General features: G+C 62.8%; 13 protein-coding genes. 2 read left to right on the top strand and 11 right to left on the bottom strand.

Going from position 1 to position 17,513, the window contains the following annotated elements; genetic code table 11:
• The first annotated feature begins 45 nt into the window (after positions 1–45).
• Positions 46–2,517, top strand: a complete 2,472-nt coding sequence (gene gyrB, locus RQ479_RS19110; protein WP_376702213.1) for a DNA topoisomerase (ATP-hydrolyzing) subunit B — start codon at positions 46–48, stop codon at positions 2,515–2,517.
• A 246-nt stretch (positions 2,518–2,763) separates the two neighbouring features.
• Positions 2,764–3,681, top strand: a complete 918-nt coding sequence (locus tag RQ479_RS19115; RefSeq protein WP_376702214.1) for a hypothetical protein — start codon at positions 2,764–2,766, stop codon at positions 3,679–3,681.
• Positions 3,682–3,784: 103 nt separating this feature from the next.
• On the opposite strand, the gene RQ479_RS19120 is transcribed toward RQ479_RS19115, so the two are convergent.
• The 11 genes from RQ479_RS19120 to RQ479_RS19170 form a co-directional block, all read right to left on the bottom strand.
• On the bottom strand, positions 3,785–5,299 hold the full coding sequence (locus tag RQ479_RS19120; RefSeq protein ID WP_376702215.1) for a hypothetical protein: 1,515 nt from the start codon (positions 5,297–5,299) through the stop codon (positions 3,785–3,787).
• A gap of 92 nt (positions 5,300–5,391) precedes the next feature.
• Positions 5,392–6,789 carry an NAD(P)(+) transhydrogenase (Re/Si-specific) subunit beta gene (locus RQ479_RS19125; protein ID WP_376702216.1) on the bottom strand — a complete coding sequence of 466 codons (1,398 nt, stop codon included), beginning with the start codon at positions 6,787–6,789 and terminating at the stop codon, positions 5,392–5,394.
• A gap of 6 nt (positions 6,790–6,795) precedes the next feature.
• Complete coding sequence (locus RQ479_RS19130; RefSeq protein ID WP_352464777.1) at positions 6,796–7,218, bottom strand: NAD(P) transhydrogenase subunit alpha; 423 nt, start codon at positions 7,216–7,218, stop codon at positions 6,796–6,798.
• Entirely contained in the window at positions 7,218–8,492 is a 1,275-nt protein-coding gene (locus tag RQ479_RS19135; RefSeq protein ID WP_376702217.1) for a Re/Si-specific NAD(P)(+) transhydrogenase subunit alpha, read from the bottom strand. The genes RQ479_RS19130 and RQ479_RS19135 overlap by 1 nt, the downstream gene beginning before the upstream one ends.
• An 82-nt stretch (positions 8,493–8,574) precedes the next feature.
• Complete coding sequence (locus RQ479_RS19140; RefSeq protein WP_292658309.1) at positions 8,575–8,799, bottom strand: aa3-type cytochrome c oxidase subunit IV; 225 nt, start codon at positions 8,797–8,799, stop codon at positions 8,575–8,577.
• Positions 8,800–8,969: 170 nt separating this feature from the next.
• A complete protein-coding gene (locus tag RQ479_RS19145; protein ID WP_013528205.1) occupies positions 8,970–9,119 on the bottom strand; it encodes a DUF3096 domain-containing protein in 150 nt (49 codons plus the stop codon).
• Positions 9,120–9,238: 119 nt separating this feature from the next.
• Positions 9,239–10,015 (bottom strand): hypothetical protein, encoded by a 777-nt coding sequence (locus RQ479_RS19150; RefSeq protein WP_376702218.1) that lies wholly within the window; start codon positions 10,013–10,015, stop codon positions 9,239–9,241.
• Positions 10,016–10,166: 151 nt separating this feature from the next.
• On the bottom strand, positions 10,167–12,479 hold the full coding sequence (locus RQ479_RS19155; RefSeq protein ID WP_376702219.1) for a putative bifunctional diguanylate cyclase/phosphodiesterase: 2,313 nt from the start codon (positions 12,477–12,479) through the stop codon (positions 10,167–10,169).
• Positions 12,480–12,630: 151 nt separating this feature from the next.
• Positions 12,631–16,110 (bottom strand): indolepyruvate ferredoxin oxidoreductase family protein, encoded by a 3,480-nt coding sequence (locus tag RQ479_RS19160; RefSeq protein WP_376702220.1) that lies wholly within the window; start codon positions 16,108–16,110, stop codon positions 12,631–12,633.
• A gap of 224 nt (positions 16,111–16,334) precedes the next feature.
• Positions 16,335–16,865: a hypothetical protein gene (locus RQ479_RS19165; protein WP_352717333.1), complete on the bottom strand. Its 531-nt coding sequence runs from the start codon at positions 16,863–16,865 to the stop codon at positions 16,335–16,337.
• On the bottom strand, positions 16,858–17,466 hold the full coding sequence (locus tag RQ479_RS19170; protein ID WP_376702221.1) for a CGNR zinc finger domain-containing protein: 609 nt from the start codon (positions 17,464–17,466) through the stop codon (positions 16,858–16,860). Before RQ479_RS19170 ends, RQ479_RS19165 begins: the two co-directional genes overlap by 8 nt.
• Positions 17,467–17,513: the final 47 nt, after the last annotated feature.

The raw sequence follows: 17,513 nt of genomic DNA on the forward strand, positions 1-17,513 counted from the left end.
CCGATTTTTCGCGCTCTGCACACGGCATCAATCAGACAGGTTTTCATGAGCGAACAGACCGACATCGCCAACGGCGTTGAAGCCGAATACGGCGCCGATTCCATCAAGGTTTTGAAGGGCTTGGATGCCGTTCGCAAGCGGCCAGGCATGTATATCGGCGACACCGACGACGGCTCGGGCCTGCACCACATGGTCTATGAAGTCGTCGACAACGCCATCGACGAAGCACTGGCCGGCCATGCCGACCTGGTGACGGTGACGCTCAACCCGGACGGATCGGTGACGGTCATCGACAATGGCCGCGGCATTCCGACCGATATCCACACCGGCGAAGGCATTTCTGCGGCCGAAGTGATCATGACGCAGCTGCATGCCGGCGGCAAGTTCGACCAGAACTCCTACAAGGTGTCGGGTGGCCTGCACGGCGTCGGCGTGTCAGTCGTCAATGCGCTATCGGCCTGGCTGAAACTGAAAATCCGGCGCAACGGCCAGATCTACGAAATGAGCTTCACGCATGGCGACGCTGACGCGCCATTGCAGGTCACCGGCACTTATGAACAACAAAAGGTCGCCGGCACCTATGAAGGACGCAGCGGCAGCGAAATCACGTTTTTGCCGTCGTCCGAGACCTTCACCATGGTCGAGTTCGACTACGGTACGCTGGAGCACCGGCTGCGCGAGCTCGCCTTCCTGAACTCCGGCGTGCGCATCGTTTTGACCGATGCCCGCCATGCCGACATCGTGCGCCATGAACTGCATTACGATGGCGGGCTGGAAGAGTTCGTCCGATATCTCGACCGGACGAAGAAGCCGTTGCTCGACAAGCCGATCTCGATCCGCGCCGAGCGCGACGGCATCACGGTCGAAGTCGCCATGTGGTGGAACGACAGCTACCATGAAAACGTGCTGGCGTTCACCAACAACATCCCGCAACGCGACGGCGGCACGCATCTGGCAGGCTTTCGCGGTGCGCTGACACGCCAGATAACAGGCTATGGCGACTCCTCGGGCCTGACCAAGAAGGAAAAAGTGGCGCTGATCGGCGACGATTGCCGCGAAGGGCTGACCGCGGTGCTGTCGGTTAAGGTTCCCGACCCGAAATTCTCCTCGCAGACCAAGGACAAGCTGGTGTCGTCCGAAGTCCGCCCAGTGGTCGAAGGGCTTGTCAACGAAGCGCTCGGCACCTGGCTCGAGGAGCACCCGACCGAGGGCAAGGCGGTCATCGAGAAGGTTATCCAGGCCGCTGCCGCGCGTGAAGCCGCGCGCAAGGCACGCGACATCACCCGCAAGAGTTCGCTCGGCGTCACCTCGTTGCCCGGCAAGCTAGCCGATTGCCAGGAGCGCGATCCGGCGAAATCCGAGATCTTCATTGTCGAGGGCGACAGCGCCGGCGGCTCGGCCAAGGGCGGCCGTTCGCGCCAGAACCAGGCCATTCTTCCGCTGCGCGGCAAGATCCTCAATGTCGAGCGCGCCCGCTTCGACCGCATGCTCGGCTCCGACATGATCGGCACGCTGATCACCGCGCTCGGCACCTCGATCGGCAAGGACGAGTTCAACGCCGACAAGCTGCGCTACCACAAGATCATCCTGATGACCGACGCCGATGTCGACGGCGCCCACATCCGAACCTTGCTGCTGACCTTCTTCTTCCGCCAGATGCCGGAACTGATCGAACGCGGTCATCTCTACATCGCGCAGCCGCCGCTCTACAAGGTGACGCGCGGGAAGAGCTCGCAATACATCAAGGACGAAGCCGCCTTCGAGGAATTCCTGATCGGCTCGGGGCTGGAAGAAGCGTCGCTTGCGCTTAGCACAGGCGAGGTGCGGGCCGGACAGGACCTGCGCAGTGCCATCGACGACGCCCTAGCTGTCCGCCAGCTCATCAACGGATTGCACACGCGCTATAACAGAGGCGTGGTCGAGCAGGCAGCGATCGCCGGCGCGCTCAACCCGGAGATTTTCACCGACCTCGGCCGCGCCAACGAGACGGCCGAGCGTGTAGCGCGCCGTCTCGATATTATTGCCGAGGATACCGAACGCGGCTGGATCGGCCGCATGTCGACCTCGAACGAGGGCATCGGCGGCTACGTCTTCGAGCGAACGGTGCGCAGCGTCAAGGAGTTCGCACATCTCGACCTGGCGCTGATCAATTCCGCCGACGCACGCCAGCTCGACCGCTATGCGCCGCGCCTGGCGGAAATCTACGGCGAGCCGCCGGTGCTGCGCCGCAAGGATGTCTCGGAAACCATTTCGGGGCCGCTGGCACTGCTCAATGCCGTGTTTGCCACCGGCCGCAAGGGCCTGACCATGCAGCGCTACAAGGGCCTTGGTGAAATGAACGCCGAGCAGCTCTGGGAAACGACGCTCGACCCGAATGTGCGCTCGCTCTTACAGGTCAAGGTCAATGACGCGACTGATGCGGACAGCTTGTTTTCACGGCTGATGGGCGACGAGGTCGAGCCAAGGCGCGAATTCATCCAGGAAAACGCGTTGTCTGTGGCCAATCTGGATATCTGAGCCGCGATCCAGAGCCCGATCGGCAGATATGATGTGCATTGGTGCGCGTCGGCGCACCAATGTTGTCTGCTGCATTGCAATAGAGACCACCACGGATCGCCGGGAACGGAAAGTCTTTCAAGGCATTGTAGTTGATCACAATCGCCGCAGGAGGCATCCATGGGACGTGGCATTTTGCTCTGGCTTCTCGGAGTCCCGATTCCAATCATTATTCTGATCATGCTGTTCGCACGGTAGGGGGCTTCGATGCCGTCAACCCTAACGACTGTCGACGTTTCCGCACCGACGGAATCCTCTTCCCCCGCCGTCAGCTGGGGGCCAATCGTCGCCGGGGCCTTTGCTGCCTCGACACTTACCTTCATTCTGATGCTGCTCGGCTCCGGGCTTGGGCTGAGCATGGTGTCGCCATGGTCCGGCTCGGGTGCGTCAGTCACCACTTTCGCCGTTTCCACCGCCGTCTGGCTGATCGTCGTGCAGTGGCTGTCGTCGGCCCTGGGCGGCTACCTCGCCGGACGCCTGCGCACCAAATGGGTCGGCATCCACACCGATGAAGTCTTCTTCCGCGATACCGCTCACGGCTTCCTGGCCTGGGCGCTGGCGACGCTGCTCGTCGCCGGCGTGCTCGGCACGGCGCTTTCGGCCGCGATAGGTACCGGTGTCCAGGCTGCTTCGACTGTGGCATCGGGCGCGGCAATGGGCGCTTCGGCAGGTGCTGCTGCAAACGCTGGTAGCGCCTCGACTAACGACGCCACATCGTATTTCGTCGATACGCTGTTCCGCCCGGCCGATCCGGCAAGGCTCGCTGCCGCCAATCCGGAGAGCGACGCTGCGGCAACGGCGCAGGCATCGCGCATTCTGATCGCGAGTGCCGCAGCAGGCGAAATATCGGCCGACGACAAGACCTATCTGTCAAGGCTGGTGGCCGCCCGCACAGGCCTGTCCGAAGCGGATGCCACCGCTCGCGTCGATGCGGTAATCGCCAGAGCGCAGGACGCCAAGGTCAAGGCCCAGCAGGCGGCCGACACCGCCAGAAAGGCCGGCGCCACCTTCTCGCTGATTGGCGCGCTGTCGCTGGTCGTCGGGGCCTTCATTGCCAGCGCGGCTGCAGCACTTGGCGGCAGGCAGCGCGACGAAGAGGAAGCGATTTTCCTGACCAATCGTTGATCGGTGACTAAGCGAACTCGGTCCGCTTCGGGAAGATACCCTCGAAGGGGACCTTGCTTTGAACTGCCGGCGCAGCATTGTCGTGCGCTGCCCCCTCGATAGCTCAGTCCCCCAGCTTGCGGCCGAGATCGACCGCATCGCGCAGCACGGCTAGGTGCGAGCGCGGCTGTGCGCCGGCCGGCGCGTTGATCTCGACACCGCTCGCCGCCAGCGACCAGTAGAGCCTGTGCGTGAAGACGCGGCCGCGCGAGCCGCGCAGCTCGACCTGAATGTTTTCCACGCCCGGACCGAAGTTCTCCGTCATCGGCCCGGAAATCGGATCGCCCGTCAGCCAGCCATTGCCCCTGTCGAAAATGTTGGTCCAGCGCGTCGCGGCAAACATCGCGCCATGATGCACGGCCCGCTGCGGCTTGCCCGAATGGCTGCGCCCTTCCTGGTAGAGCATGGTCCCGCCCGCCACCCTGTCGGCGATCGGCGGGCACGCCGAGAACAGCCGCTCGGCGATGTCGCGCCTGAATTCGGCGAGGTTGTAGGTCACCAAAAACTCGCTGTGGGTCAGCGGGCTGCCGAGCGTGACGAAATCGCTGATCTTCCACGGCAGCGGATGATCGGCGTCGCCGACGCGAAGATGCCGGTAGAGCTCCCATTGGCTGCGCCGGAATGCAGGGAGGTCGTCGAGGCTGTCGGGCCAGGCGGAGGCATCGGCGGCCAGCGTCGCCTTGTCGACGGCGTGGATCGCCTTCAGCCTCGCTTTGTCGCGAATGGCTTCCAACTTTCTAGGCCTGAAATCGGCCCACAATATCTGCAACAGATCATAGGCGATGATCGACCCCAGGCTGTGCGAGACCAGCACGATGCGGTCATAGGCGTCGTCCATCATAAGACGCTTCAGCAGCTTGAGGCCACGCTCGCGGACCAGGGCGCGCTTCTCGACCGTTGCCGCTTCGGCCCGGACATAGGCGGCGACATCGCCGAAATAGGGCAGGCCAAACTGGTCCACCGACCAGATGACGAATGATGCCACGACGGTGACAAGCGCGCCGGTCGTCCACGAGATGTAGCCTTGCCAGGCCGACGTTGCGAGCGCCAGCGCCGCGCCGAGGACGACGATGGTGGCCAAAAGCGTGACGGCGTAGAGTTTGCGCACATCGTGCGGAATATCGGCGGGCTTGCGCCAGAGCAGGGTCGCCACCCAGGCAGCAAGGCGGCTCCGGGTCGTGCCCTGGGTGATGTCGGCCCAGTAAAGCTCGTAGAAATCGGTGCGGCGGCCATCGACATCATAGGGCGTAGTGATCCGGCGGAGTTCGTGCGAATTGGTCCGGCTGTCGGGCGTGATCCAGCTCTGGTTGATCTTCGCACCCATCGGGTCGGCCGGATCGGCGACATGGGCATAGAACGGAGCACGGGCCGGATCGTGGCTCCATACGGCCTGGACAAACCCCCTCAACGTGTCCATGGGCCGCTGTTCGCCCATGCCGTGCACGACCACCACCGCCTGGCCGCGCTTGCGTGGCGCCTTCTCTGCTGCGGTCAGATCGGCGGCCGGCGATGCAGCAGAACCAGAGTCGGGCACCAGCACCTCCACGATGACGCCGTTAGCAAGACGACGGGTCGGCATCGTATCTTCAGAACCGGTAACAGCCAAGAAAAAGCCCGGCGCGGAGCCGGGCTGTATTCGACGATCGGCACTGAGTTGGCAACGACGCCGTTTCAGTGATCCATCGCCTTGACGATCTCCTCGGTCATCTTCTTGGCGTCGCCGAGCAGCATCATGGTGCCGTCCTTGTAGAACAGCGTGTTGTCGATGCCAGCGTAGCCGGAGCCGAGCGAGCGCTTGACGAACAGGCAGGTGCGGGCCTTGTCGACGTCGAGGATCGGCATGCCATAGATAGGTGAGGACTTGTCGTCACGAGCCGAGGGATTGGTGACGTCGTTGGCGCCGATGACATAGGCGACGTCGGCCTGCGCGAACTCAGAGTTGATGTCCTCCAGTTCGAACACTTCGTCATAAGGCACGTTGGCTTCGGCCAGGAGCACATTCATGTGGCCGGGCATGCGGCCGGCCACCGGATGGATGGCGTATTTGACGTCGACGCCGTTGGCCTTGAGCTTGTCGGCCATTTCGCGCAGCGCGTGCTGCGCCTGGGCGACGGCCATGCCGTAGCCCGGCACGATGATGACCTTTTGCGCATTCATCATCAGATAGGCGGCGTCCTCGGCCGAGCCCTGCTTGACCGTGCGCTCGATGCCGTCGTTGGCAATGGCTGATATCTCGCCGCCGAAGCCGCCGAGGATGACCGAGATGAAGCTCCGGTTCATGCCTTTGCACATGATGTAGGACAGGATGGCGCCCGACGAGCCGACCAGCGCACCGGTGATGATCAGCGCCAGATTGCCGAGCGTGAAACCGAGTGCCGCCGCGGCCCAGCCCGAATAGGAATTCAGCATCGACACGACCACCGGCATATCGGCGCCACCAATCGGGATGATGAGCAGGATGCCGAGCACCAGCGAGGCGGCAACGATCAGCCAGAACACCAACTTGGACTCGGTGGTGACGAGCAGCACGATCAGCACGATCAGCGCAATGCCCAGGGCCGCGTTGATGAAGTGGCGGCCACCGATCATGATCGGCTTGCCCGACATGCGGCCGTCGAGCTTCAAGAAGGCGATGACCGAGCCGGTGAAGGTGATGGCACCTATGGCAACGCCGAGGCTCATCTCGATCAGTGCCTGGGCATGAATATCGGCGACGGTGCCGATGCCGAAGCTTTCCGGTGCATAGATGGCGGCGGCCGCCACCATGACCGCGGCAAGACCAACCAGCGAGTGGAAGGCCGCGACCAGCTGCGGCATCGAGGTCATGGCAATGCGCCGTGCCGTGACCGCGCCGACCGAGCCGCCGATCAGCAGCCCGAGCACGATCAGCGCGAAGCGGCCGGCGGAAGGGGTGGCCAGCGCCAGCGTCGTGGCGATGGCGATGCCCATGCCGATCATGCCGTACATATTGCCCTGGCGGCTCGTGGTCGGGTGCGACAGGCCGCGCAATGCCAGGATGAACAGGATGCCGGAGACCAGATAGAGGAAGGAGGCGAAGTTGGCGTTCATAGCGGCCTACTTTTCCTTCTTCTTGTACATAGCCAGCATGCGCTGGGTGACGAGGAAGCCGCCGAAGATGTTGACCGATACAAGCATCAGCGCAACGAAGCCGAAGCCGGTGGCGACGCCCGAGGCCGAGATGCCGACGGCCAGCAGCGCGCCGACCACGATAACCGACGAAATGGCGTTGGTGACCGCCATCAATGGCGTATGCAGCGCCGGCGTCACCGACCAGACGACGTAGTAGCCGACGAAGATCGCCAGGACAAAAATGGCGAAGCGGAAGACGAAGGGATCGATGGCGCCGCCTGACAGCGCGTGCGCGGCGTCGCCGGTCGCCTCAGTGCCGGGAGCGACGGCAAGGTTCTGCACGGCGAGCCGCACGGCAGCTGTGGCCTGGTCGAGCTGGTCGAGGGCTTTCTGCAGGGTCTGATCCATCACGCGATCCCTCCGGTGGTCTTGGGCTTCCTCGAAGCGGCCGGCCTCTTCGCAGCCGGCTTCGCCGAAGCCTCGGCAACCATCGTCCTGGCCGGAATGGCCGGCGGTTCGACATGTTGGCCCTTTGACGGCTCCTGCTCAGCCCTGACGAAGGCGGGATGCACGACCTTGCCGGCATCGGTCAGCATGGTTGCCTTGACCAGTTCGTCGTCGCGGTTGATGGCAAGCGTCTTCGTCGCCTTGTCGACCAGCGTCTCGAGGAAGGCATAGAGGTTTCTCGCATAAAGCAGCGAGGCGGATGCCGCGACGCGGCCCGGCACGTTAAGGTGGCCGACGATCTTTACCCCGTTGGCCGTGGTCACCACCTTGCCGGCTTCGGCGCCCTCGACATTGCCGCCGCGCTCGACCGCAAGGTCGACGATCACCGAGCCCGGCTTCATCGAGGCGACCATCGCCGCCGAAACCAGCTTCGGCGCCGGTCGGCCGGGGATTAGCGCCGTGGTGATGACGATATCCTGCTTGGCGATGTGCTCGGCGGTCAACGCCGCCTGCTTGGCCTGGTACTCCTTCGACATTTCCTTGGCGTAGCCGCCGGCCGTCTCGGCCGCCTTGAACTCCTCGTCCTCGACGGCCAGGAATTTTGCGCCGAGCGAGGCAACCTGCTCCTTGGCGGCCGGGCGTACATCGGTGGCGGTGACCACGGCACCGAGGCGACGCGCGGTGGCGATGGCCTGCAGACCGGCGACCCCGACGCCCATGACGAACGCCTTCGCAGCCGGTACGGTGCCCGCCGCCGTCATCATCATCGGCAACGCCCGGTCATATTCGGCAGCCGCATCGATCACCGCCTGATAGCCGGCGAGGTTGGCCTGGCTGGATAGAACGTCCATCGACTGGGCGCGGGTGATGCGCGGCATGAACTCCATGGAGAAGGCAGTAATACCGGCCCTGGCAAGGGCTGCGACGGCAGCATCGTTGCCGTAGGGATCCATGATCGCGATGACAGCGGCGCCGGACTTGTAGCCCTTCAGCTCGGCGTCCGTGGGGCGGCGCACCTTCAGCACCACATCGGCCCTGGCTGCATCGCCGGCCTTGCCGATCGTGGCACCGACCCTGGCGAACTCCTCGTCGGGAATGCGCGACGCCGTGCCGGCGCCGGTTTCGACAATCACGTCTAAACCCAGTGCCGCCAGCCGCTTCACCGTGTCGGGCGAGGCCCCGACGCGCGGCTCGTTCGCATCGAGCTCACGAGGGATGAAAACCGTCTGTCCCACCGCATGATCCTTTCGGCCGAAACCCGTTACCGCAAGACGCCGGCCGGCCCCCGGCGGCGTCCTCGACAAAAAATTGGAGGAGTTATCGGAGAATAAAGGCGCCGACGGCCAGGATCAGAACGAACAGTATAGTTCCTGAGAAGAAGCCTCCCGCAAAAAAGCCGAAAGCCATTGCCAGAAGCACGGCGAGGCAAAAGAGCGATCCGTATTTCGCGAGCCTGAGGAAGCCGGCATAGGTGCGGTCGTGCTCGGCATAGTCCATCTTCGCGCCCAGTTCGACAGGACCGGTCGGCGTGTGTTCAGCCATAGGAATACCCCTTCGAAGACATCTTTCAGGCACATAGCGAAAAGCCGCGTTAAGGGCAATGGCGCTATTGCCGCATCGCCGCAGCCAACAATCTCAAGCAAAACTTGAAATCGCTGCGCGGAGCGCGGTACCAATCCCAAAGGATGGCAGGTCCGCCATTGCCGATGTCGTTAGCCGGCGAGATGCGGGAACAGCCCGAGCAGGCCGACAACGATCAGATAAAGGGCGACGATATAGTTGAGCAGCCGCGGCATCACCAGGATCAGCACGCCTGCAATCAGCGAGATAAGCGGGGTAAGGGCGAGCGTCGAAATGGTCATATCGGTTCCTTTGATCGGATCGCTGTCGAAGCGATGCGTGGCGGATGTCGGCCATGCCAACCTACCACCAGCACCCTTGCCCAGAACGCCAACGTGACCGGAAAGCTCCATGGGCTCGTTCAGGCGGCTTCGCGAAAATACTTGGCGGTGGGCAGGATGGTCAGTGGGGCGAGTTCGCCGGCACTGGGCGTATCGAACAACATGCGCTGCTCCATCGGCGTCGAACGGAAGAACGGAAAGCGCGACAGCGACCGTTCGCGAATAGCGCCAACATCAGCACGGTAGAGCACGACCTTGTTGTAGACGCCAGGATAGGCACGCGGCTCACTGATCTTCTCGGCGTAGTAGATCCGCTTGTAAAAGCCGGCGTGATCCTCGCGGATGGTCGAAAGGCAATAGGGCGCGTTGAAGTGAAAGCATGCCATACCGGCGAGCCGCAGCGTGAGATAAGGTATCTGCGGATACACGCGTGACCATTCCGGGTCGGAGGCGAACCGACTGGGGCAGACGAAGCTCATGCCCTCCCTCAGCATCGGCATGACGATATCACCGAAAGCCTTGGTGGAAGGCGATCTTGGCGTCGACAGCGTGACGTGATGAATACGCAGCGTGCTGACGAGTTCCTGGTCGATGTAGACACCGAACCGGAAGACGTTAGGCGCCTCGTCGAGTTCGTCGTGAATGGTGTGGTTCTCGTTATCGGGAACCATATCGTTGGAACGGTACGACTTGTAGCGTAGGCGATAGATGTCCTCGAGATCCTCGCCCTTGTCGCAACGGCGATATTCCGTCCGTTCCAGCATCGCCGAAACATTCCTGGCGAAGCTGGACATTTCGGGCGCACTTTCCCCACCAGCGCCCGCCGCATGGCCGAGCGAACTCAACTGGGCACACATGAACTCTATTCCCCGCGATTACCGCCACCAGCCGACACTACGGACGGGTCATGAGATGTAAAGATGAAAATAAGTAGGAGCTCGTTTACCGCTCGTTAAGGTTAACAATTAATAAAATTATACTAAAATACGTGGTTTTCTCAGCGCAAAATCAGCGCCGCGGCGCCTTCCTTGCGGTCTGGATATCCTTGGCGAAGGGCCAGACGGTGCTCGACATCGTCTCGATGCCGGACGCGCTGAGTGCCGATCCGAACAGAAAGCCCTGGACCATGTCGGGCTTGACCTGCAGGGCCAATATCTTGAGCTGTTCGAAAGTCTCGACGCCTTCAACGGTGACCGAAAGTCCCAGCGGCCGCGACAGGTTGACGATGCCCTTGAGCAATTCGAGCGACCGTCTGTTCTGAGTGACATCCATCAGGAACGAGCGGTCGATCTTGATCTTGTCGAGCGGCAGTTTATGGAGATAGCTCAGGCTCGAATAGCCGGTGCCGAAATCGTCGAGCGCAATACGCACGCCGAGCCGCTTCAATTCCTCGATATATTGGCGTGTCAGCGACTTGTCGTCGAGCAGCGCCGTCTCGGTGACCTCGATCTCGAGGCGGTCGGCCGGCAGACCGGAACCGGCCAGCGCATCGCGAACCTTCTGGATGACATCACGATTGCGGAAATCCTTGGCCGAGAGATTGACCGACACGCTGGTCTGGGCCGGCCATTTGGCGCATTCCGTGCAGGCCGCATGCAGGACGAAGGTGCTGATTTCGGAAATGATGCCCATTTCCTCGGCCAGAGGAATGAAGATACCGGGAGAGATCGGCCCGAGATCGGGATGATCCCAGCGGCACAGCGCCTCGCAACTGGCGATACGCATCGTGCTCATCGCCACGATCGGCTGATAGACAACCCGCAATTCGTTGTTTTCCACAGCGCTGCGCAGGTCCGCCTTCATCAGCTGACGGCTGCGGAACGCAGCGTCCATGGAGGCCTCGAACAGCCGCCAGCCGTTCTTGCCAAGCTCCTTTGCCTTGTAGAGTGCAAGGTCCGCCTTGACGATCATGGCATCGACGTCGGTATCCTTGACCCGCGAGAGCGCCGCACCTCCGCTGGCCTGGATGCGCAATCCGTGGCCGGCGACATCGACCTCGCCCTGTAGATTGACAAAGATCTCATCAACCTGGCCGGTCAGATGGCTTTCATCTTCGATGCGTTCGAAGAAGATCATGAACTCGTCGCCGCCGAAGCGGCTGACGGTGATACCTGGGCCGGCAATTGCCGCCAGCCGCTCAGCAACGGCGTAAATCAATCCGTCGCCGACCGGATGACCAAGCGTGTCGTTGACGCTCTTGAAATCATCGAGGTCGAGGACGACCAGTCCGCAGAGACGGTCTGGATCTCCCGAGGCCATGGCTTCCACCACCAGTTCATGGAAATACGCGCGGTTGGGCAGGCCGGTGAGACTGTCGTAACGGGCCATGAAGCGTATTTTGTCCTCGGCCTCGACGCGGGCGGTCACATCCTCGAAAGTGACGACGCCCAGTTCCTGGCTGCCTTCCCGGGCAGAAAATTCATAGTGCTGGCCGTTGGCTAGCGAGACCAGAACCTTGCGGTCGCGGCCCTCGCGCAGGGCGCGCGTCAGTTGGGCTTCGATGTAGCGGCAATCCTTCGGCGCCAGCATGCCGCCGGCAACGCCGCGCATCAGCAGACCGTGGATCGAGCGTCCGAGCAAGGCATCGGGCGATTTGAGCGACATCAGGTGCGCGGCTTCGGCATTGGCCACCGCTACCCGGCCGTCCGGACCGAGCATGACAAGACCATGCGACATGGTGTTGAGGGCGCGGTTGAAACGCTGTGCGATGCGGTTCGCCTTTTTTTCCTCCGAGACGGCGGCAAAAAGCACGTCGCGGACCGTGTCGGCGAATTTGCGAATCGCAAACAGGAATGGCGCGGACAGGAGCCCGAGAAGGATGTGGTAGATATCGCCACGTAAAAGGAACCCCAACGAGATCGGCCACGTCAAGGCAAGCGTCAGGATGGTGACCATGCGCGGGGAGCCATAGTTGCGCCCGGCAATGGAGGTGGCCGTGGCCAGAGTCAGGCAGACGGAGGCGATCTCAGCGAAACTGTCGCGCGCAAAATAGATGCCAAGCAGGCAGAAGGCGCCAAGCGTGAGCCCGTGCAAGGAGCCATAGAGGATGTAGTCGTTCTCGCGCTTGTGCGCCTCTTCCCAGGTCGTCGGCGGGGGCAAGCTGTTGTATTTGCGGAAGTTTCTCATGCGGAAGATACCGACGAGAACCATCGCGATCGCGACAAGCAGATAAAGCGGGTCGCCGCTTTTCCACCAGACAAGGCCGATCAGGAAGGTCTGCGCGACAATGCCGATCGAAAGCGTCACGCCGTCGCGAAACAGAGTTTCCACGAACGGAATGTAAACGTCGACCGGAATCTCGTTTTTTCGTCTCAGATTCACGCCTGGATCCCAACCCTGGGAACCCAGCAGTGTCACATTGGCCTTAAGAAAGCTTTAGAGCGGCGGTTCGAGCCCTGCCGGCGTCCATCGCTGACGTTGCGGAAACAGGGAAACTACAGTTCAGGTAAACAAGGCGTATCACGGTGCTAAATCATTCGGCGGCTTGAAGCTGCGGCCGCAGCGGCGCCGTCGAAAGGCGGTCGAGCAGGCGCTGGCGTTCGCCGGCGGCTTTTTCGGCACTGGCCTGCTTGACGTGGCCAAAGCCGCGGATGAGCGCCGGCACCGAGACAAGCGCGGCAGCGGCCTTGATGTTGCCCGGCGCCAGCGCGCCGGCGACAAGCTCCAGGTCGGCTTCATAGAGGGCAAGAAGCTGCCGCTCCATGCGCCTCTCGGTGCTGTAGCCGAACAGGTCGAAAGCAGTACCGCGCAGCCCCTTCATCGCCGCCAGCAGGCGGAACCCGTTCATCATCCACGGACCAAAGCTCGATTTCCTCGGGCTGCCGTCACTGCCGCGCCTGCCCATGATCGGCGGTGCGAGATGGAATTCGAGCTTGTCGTAGCTCTGGAACTGCTTTGCGAGCTCTGCGGCAAAGGAGCCGTCCGTATAAAGCCGCGCCACCTCGTATTCGTCCTTGATCGCCATCAGCTTGAACAGGTTCTTTGCGGCAGCCTCGGTCACCACGGTCGAACCGGGCACAGCATTGGTTTCGGCCTTGCGCAGCGTCGCCAGTCTGTCGGCATAGCGCTTGCCATAGGCGGCGTTCTGATAGGCGGTCAGGAAGGCGACGCGGCGAGCAATTATATCGTCCAGCGTCTCGGCGGTGGCGGCATGCTGCGTGGCCTTGCCCGGCTGGGCGAGAAGGCTGCGGACGAAATTCGGCTGGTGGGCGGCGCGGCGGCCCCAGCGAAATGCTGCGACATTCATCGCTACCGCCTCGCCGTTGAGCTCGATCGCCTTCTCGACCGCCTCCGCCGACAGCGGCAAGCCGCCGTGCTGGAAGGCGAAGCCGAGCATGAACATGTTGGCGCCAAGCGAGCTGCCGAACAGCGCGGTGGCGGTGCGGGTGGCGTCGAAGAAATGCGCCCTGTCGTCGCCCGCGGCAGTTCTTATCGCTTTCTTCAGCCGCTCGACGGGCAGCGTGAAATCGGCCGAACGGGCGAACTCGCCCGGCATGATCTCGGCGGTATTGGCGAGGAAGATGGTATGGCCTTCGCGCACCGCGGCCAGCACCTTCTTGGCACCCGAAACGACGAGATCGCAGCCGAGCACGAGGTCGGCCTTGCCGGCCGATACGCGAATGGCGTGGATGTCGTCCGGCGTGCGGGCGATGCGGACATGGGTGAACACGGAGCCGCCCTTCTGGGCGAGGCCGGCCATGTCGATCATGCCGCAGCCCTTGCCTTCCAGGTGCGCGGCCATGCCGAGCACTGCACCTATGGTGACGACGCCGGTACCGCCGACACCGTCTATGATCGCCGCCCAGCCTTGTTCACCGAGCGTAAATTGCGCCGGCGCCGGCACCCCCGCGAGCGGGTCGGCCGCGCCGGCTATGCCTTCAGCTTTCCTGATTTTGGCGCCGTGGACGGTGACGAAGGAGGGGCAGAAACCGTTGACGCAAGAGAAGTCCTTGTTGCAGCTCGACTGGTCGATCTTGCGCTTGCGGCCGAATTCGGTCTCGACCGGCTGGATCGAGACGCAATTCGACTGCACGCCGCAATCGCCGCAGCCTTCGCAGACCAGTTCGTTGATGAAGATGCGCTTGTCGGGATCGGGGAAGGTGCCGCGCTTGCGCCGACGGCGCTTCTCGGCGGCGCAGGTCTGGTCGTAGAGCAGCACCGAGACGCCTTTGACCGAACGCAACTCGCGCTGGACGAGATCGAGATCGTCGCGGTGGTGGATGGTGGCGCCGGCCGGAAATTCCACCTTGCCGGTATATTTGTCCGGCTCGTCGGTGACGATGGCGATGCGCTCGACGCCCTCGGCGCGCACCTGCCTGGCGATCATGTCCACCGTCAGGCCGCCCTCGTGCGGCTGCCCGCCCGTCATCGCGACGGCGTCATTGTAGAGGATCTTGTAGGTGATGTTGGCGTCGGTCGACAGCGCGAAGCGGATCGCCAGCACACCCGAGTGGTTGTAGGTGCCATCGCCCAGATTCTGGAAGATGTGCTCGCGCTTCGAGAACGGCGCCTGGCCGACCCACTGCGCGCCCTCGCCGCCCATGGCGGTGAAGCCTACGGTGTTGCGGTCCATCCATAACGCCATGAAATGACAACCGATTCCGGCGGCGGCGAGCGAGCCGTCCGGCACCTTGGTCGAGGAATTATGCGGGCAGCCGGAGCAGAAGAAGGGCGTGCGCGAGGCGATGTCTGACGTGTCGGCCAGCATCGCCTGGAACTGGCGCAACTTCGCCACCCGCGCAGCGATTTCTTCCGACGGGCCGATCGTTCGCAAAATCCTCTCGCCGAGCGCGATGGCAATATCGTTGGGGTCGAGCGCGCCCTTGGCCGGGAACAGCCAGTCGCCGCGTTCGTCTCTCTTGCCGACGATGACCGGCTGCGTCGCGGTGCCGTAAAGGTTCTCGCGCAGTTGCACCTCGATAAGCGAGCGTTTCTCCTCGACGACGACGATGGTATCGAGGCCGCGAGCAAAGTCGGCGATGTGCTGCAGGTCGAGCGGCCACGGGCAGCCGACCTTGAAAAGCCTGATACCGATACGACTGGCGGCCGCTTCGTCGATGCCGATGTCTTCCAGTGCCTGGCGAACGTCGAGATAACTTTTGCCGATGGTGACGATGCCAAGCTTCGGGCTGCTGCCGCCCGAATAGACGATCCGGTTCAGCCCATTGGCGTGGATGAAGGCCGAAGCGGCGGCGCGCTTGTATTCATGCAACCGCTCTTCCTGACCGAGCATATCGATATCGTTACGGATGTTGAGGCCGCCGGGCGGCATGTCGAAGTCCGGGATGACGATATCTAGCCGGTCGAGCGCGGCATCGACCGAGGCCGTCGATTCGATGTTGTCCTTGACGCATTTCATCGCCGCCCAAGTGCCGGCAAAGCGGGACATGGCAAAGCCGTAGAGGCCGTAGTCGATGATCTCCTGGACGCCGGCCGGATTGAGGATCGGCACCATGGTGTCGACGAACAGGAACTCGGTGGCATGCGCGTTGGTTGAGGATTCGGCCATGTGGTCGTCACCCATCAGGGCCAGCACGCCGCCATGTTTCGACGAACCGGCGAGATTGGCGTGGCGGAACACGTCGCCGGAGCGGTCGACGCCCGGACCCTTGCCGTACCAGACCGAAAAAACGCCGTCATGGGTGCCCTCGCCCAGCAATTCGGCCTGCTGCGAGCCCCAGCAGGCGGTGGCGGCGAGCTCCTCGTTGAGACCGGGCTGGAAGACGATGTCCGACTGCGCGAGCTGGTTCCTGGCCTTCCACAGCTGCATGTCGAGGCCGCCGAGCGGCGAGCCGCGATAACCGGAGACGAAACCGGCGGTGTTCAGGCCAGCCCGGCGGTCACGCTCGCGCTGCATCAGAAGCATGCGGATGACTGCTTGGGCACCCGACAGGAAGATGCGCTCCTTTGCCAGGTCGAACTTGTCGTCGAGCGCGACATTGTGCAGCGTCATCAGGCATTTCCTGTGCGGAGGCCGCGCCTGGAGGTGCGCGGCCAACGTCGGAGTCGAGTGCCCACAGTCTTTCTTCCCTTGCCGGGGAGGTCAAACAAAATCGAAGGTGCCAGGCGGTCCGCAACAAACGATCCGTGCGCGGCCGTGTGGCGCCACGAAACGCCTGTCGGGGAGGATGGCCGAGCACGAAAATTCCGGCGGCGGTCGGTGCCGCTGGTGACGCATCATGCAGCCTTTGGGCAACTGGGCTTCGGTTCGCCGGGCAGCTTGCCGTCGACATGGCCGGCCAGGTCCTTGTTGAGCTCGTAGACTGGCCCGACCACCAGAGGCCGATCGGGCAGGACCGACTGGTCGAGCGAGGACGTCAGAGTGGTCTCGAAACTCTGCAGCAACTTGCCGCTGGAATCCTCGATGCGGATCGACACCGCATAGGGCTTGTCCTTGACGACACAAGTGAGTGGCGGACTGGTGAGCGTCACATGCGGCAGCTTCGGCCATATTTTCTGGGTGACGATGATCGGATCACCACCGGCCGGGTTCTGGAAGGAGACCACGGCGACCTGTCCCTCACCCACCGGCCGCAGCGGATTGAGGGTGATGACATAGGTGGCGATACCCAGCCGGTAATTGAACTCGAACAGCTTCCCGGAAATGGCGAACAGCTGGTCCTTGCCGGAATCACGGCAGGCGCCGAGCGCGGCCGCCGCGAACAACGCCGCGACGACAATCATCGCGCGCGAGAATCTTTTAGACATTGGTGACCTCCCTGGCCGCGGTCCGGCGGCGATAGTATCGGTTTGCCTTCTGTCGGTTGCCGCACACCGCCATGTCGCACCAGAGGCGGCTGGAATTGCGGCTTCGGTCGACAAACAGCCAGCTGCAGTTGGGACATATCCTCAGCCTGGCGATTGTGTCGCCGCGCAGCAGCGACAGCGCCGAGACCGCGAGCGCCGCCTCGAAGGCAATCGGCGTTGCCGGGTCGCCGAACGGTTTTCCGGGCGTGCCGATTTCGGTGCGGCTATGGGCGAGGCCATCGGCGCAGGCTTCCAGGAATTTCGGCATATCGCCGGTCGCGATCGCATCTTTCGACACCGCGCCGCGAAATAGCCGATCGGTCGTCTCCCGGATCGACAGCACCACCGGTGCGATCTTTTCAGGCGCCGGCGCCACGAGCCGCCTGCCGCCGAGCTCGGCGGCGCGAAAGCCGCTCGCCGCTTCGGCAAAGCGGGCGATCTCGGCCGGATCGTCGAAACGGTCGAAGGTTTTCTCCGGATCGTTCCGCAAAACTACGGTATTCGCCGTGTCGAGCGCAAGCATGCCACCGGTGAAGCGGTGCGGAGTCCAGGATACTGTCATACGGCGAAATCTAACCGATAAATCGCGTTTGACAAGTTAGATTCCGG

It is taken from the genome of Mesorhizobium sp. ISC25 (assembly GCF_042295465.1).
GTDB lineage: Bacteria > Pseudomonadota > Alphaproteobacteria > Rhizobiales > Rhizobiaceae > Mesorhizobium.